This is a genomic window from Clostridium sp. AF20-7 (genome assembly GCF_003479275.1).
Classification (GTDB): Bacteria; Bacillota; Clostridia; order Lachnospirales; family Lachnospiraceae; genus Otoolea; species Otoolea fessa.
Window position 1 is genome coordinate 1 of the sequence record NZ_QUGF01000026.1, and the last position, 2,442, is coordinate 2,442.

1 protein-coding gene is annotated in these 2,442 nt (G+C 44.8%); it reads left to right on the plus strand.

From position 1 onward, the window contains the following. Window positions 1-532 precede the first annotated feature (532 nt). A complete protein-coding gene (locus DWX68_RS14405; protein ID WP_118630024.1) occupies window positions 533-2,323 on the plus strand; it encodes a reverse transcriptase domain-containing protein in 1,791 nt (596 codons plus the stop codon). Window positions 2,324-2,442 lie beyond the last annotated feature (119 nt).

Genomic DNA, 2,442 nt, shown 5'->3' on the forward strand with positions numbered 1-2,442 from the left:
AAAGTGCGCCCAGATAGGGCGCTGTGCAAAGCAGTCTAAGGTACTGCCGCACACGGCAGTGTGCGAAACAATCTGCCTTACCGACTAAGGAGAAATCCTTTACGGGAACAGCGCATGGCAGAAAAAGGAATAGTCACCAAAGGACTTAGGTGCGACTGTTTTCTAATGTTAAGAAGATATGAGGATAAGATTGGGTTTATCGAATGTAAGGTTCCAGTTCCTGTTTTTTGCAGGTGTGGGAAAAGTCCTGAAACCCATGTCATAACGCTGTCACGTCATCTTTCACGGCGGGACAACTGCCAACACGTTATGAAACAGGCGTGAGAACACGTCACAACGAACCGAAAGCATATCCGACAATCTTCACTAACCTATGCACAGTGCTAACTGGGGATTGCCTAAGTCTGGCTCATTTGCCGGATATGGTAACGGAGGCTCCATAGTAGTCCGAGAGGGATAACGACCCTTACATGGCGAAGGGAGCCAGTTAGTAACATCTAAAATGTAAGAATGAAAGGGAGGAGAAACCTCAATGAAACCAACATCTGAAATTTTAGAGCGTATTGAAAAGTGTTCCAGCGAACACAAAGACGGCGTATTCACAAGACTTTACAGATACTTACTTCGTGAAGATATTTACTACGCCGCCTATCAGAAACTTTATGCAAACAAAGGTGCAACAACACAGGGTATCGACAACGATACCGCAGACGGTTTCAGTGACTTCTATGTAAAAGAGTTAATCCAGTCACTAAAGGACGGAACCTACAAAGCCAATCCTGTAAGGCGTGAGTATATTCCAAAGAAAAACGGAAAGCTCCGTCCGCTGGGTATCCCGTCTTTCCGTGACAAGCTCCTGCAAGAAGTTGTCAGAATGATTTTAGAAGCTATCTATGAACCTGTCTTTGACAGCCACTCCCACGGTTTCAGACCGGGTAAAAGCTGTCATACCGCACTCCGTCAGATTTCTTCTGACTTCACAGGCGTGGTCTGGTTTATCGAGGGCGATATACAAGGTTGTTTTGATAACATCAATCACGAAAAATTGATTGATATTTTGAGCAGGAAAATCAAGGACAGTCGTTTTCTGAACATCATTCGCCAGTTTTTGAAAGCTGGGTATATCGAGAATTGGAAATACAACGCCACTTACAGCGGTTCCCCGCAGGGTGGTATCTGTTCTCCAATACTTGCAAATATCTATCTGAATGAGCTGGACAAGAAGTTTCGGGAAATCGCAGAACGCTTTGATAAGCCGAGGTCTGCATATCAGACACAGGAATATCATGCGGCAAGCAAAGAATTAAAAAGACTGTCTTATTGGATTGACCATACCGCTGATGAAGCGGCAAGACAAGAACTGATTGACCAGCATAGGGCACAGAAGAAAGCTATGAGAAATCTGCCCTGCAAACCTGCCGACAACAAGAAGTTCACTTTTGTCCGTTATGCGGACGATTGGCTGGCAGGTGTGTGCGGCACAAAAGCGGAATGTGAGGACTTGAAAGCCGAAATCGCTGAATTTCTAAGCACAGAGCTGAAATTAACTCTAAGCGAGGAAAAGACGCTGATAACGCACAGCTCCGAAAAAGTCCGTTTCATTGGATATGATATTTGCGTCCGCAGAAATCAGGAAGTCAAAGGTCACAGAATGAAAAACGGAACGTGGAGAAAATCCCGTACCCTGCACATGAAAGTTGCCCTGTCTGTTCCCCATACGGAAAAGATTGAGAAATTCATGTTTGCAAAGAAAGTCATTCGCCAAAAGGAAAACGGGGAGTTTCAGCCGATACACCGGGCCGGACTTCTCAACCTTGCGGATTATGAGATTGTGGAACAGTACAATGCCGAAGCAAGAGGATTATGCAACTATTACAATCTGGCTTGTGATTATCACACGCTGGACTACTTCTGCTATCTTATGGAGTACAGTTGCTTAAAGACGATTGCTAATAAGCACAAAACCAGTATCCGCAAAATCATTCGCCAGTATAAAGACGGGAAAACATGGTCTGTCCCTTATGAAACTAAAGCAGGAACAAAACGTGTTCGCCCTGTTAAAATCGCAGATTGTAAGCGTGGCGAAGCGAGTGACATCATTTATCAGAGAAAGAAATTCAGCTGGAAAACCACTATTAGACAACGGCTCAATGCCAGAGTTTGTGAACTATGTGGGTGTAAAGAAGCCGATTTGTATGAGGTTCACGTTATACGGAACTTAAACGAATTGGGTATTTCTGATTGGGAAACCGTGATGAAAAAGAAGCGGCGGAAAACGCTTGTTGTTTGTAGCAAGTGCCATGAAAGAATACACAGACACTAATCAATACGTTAATTACTAATGGGGAGCCGGATACTTCGAGAGGAGTAAGTCCGGTTCCGAGGGAGGGTGTAGGAAACCTACCGCCAACGGCGGCAAGGCGCCTTTACCCTACCCTACGA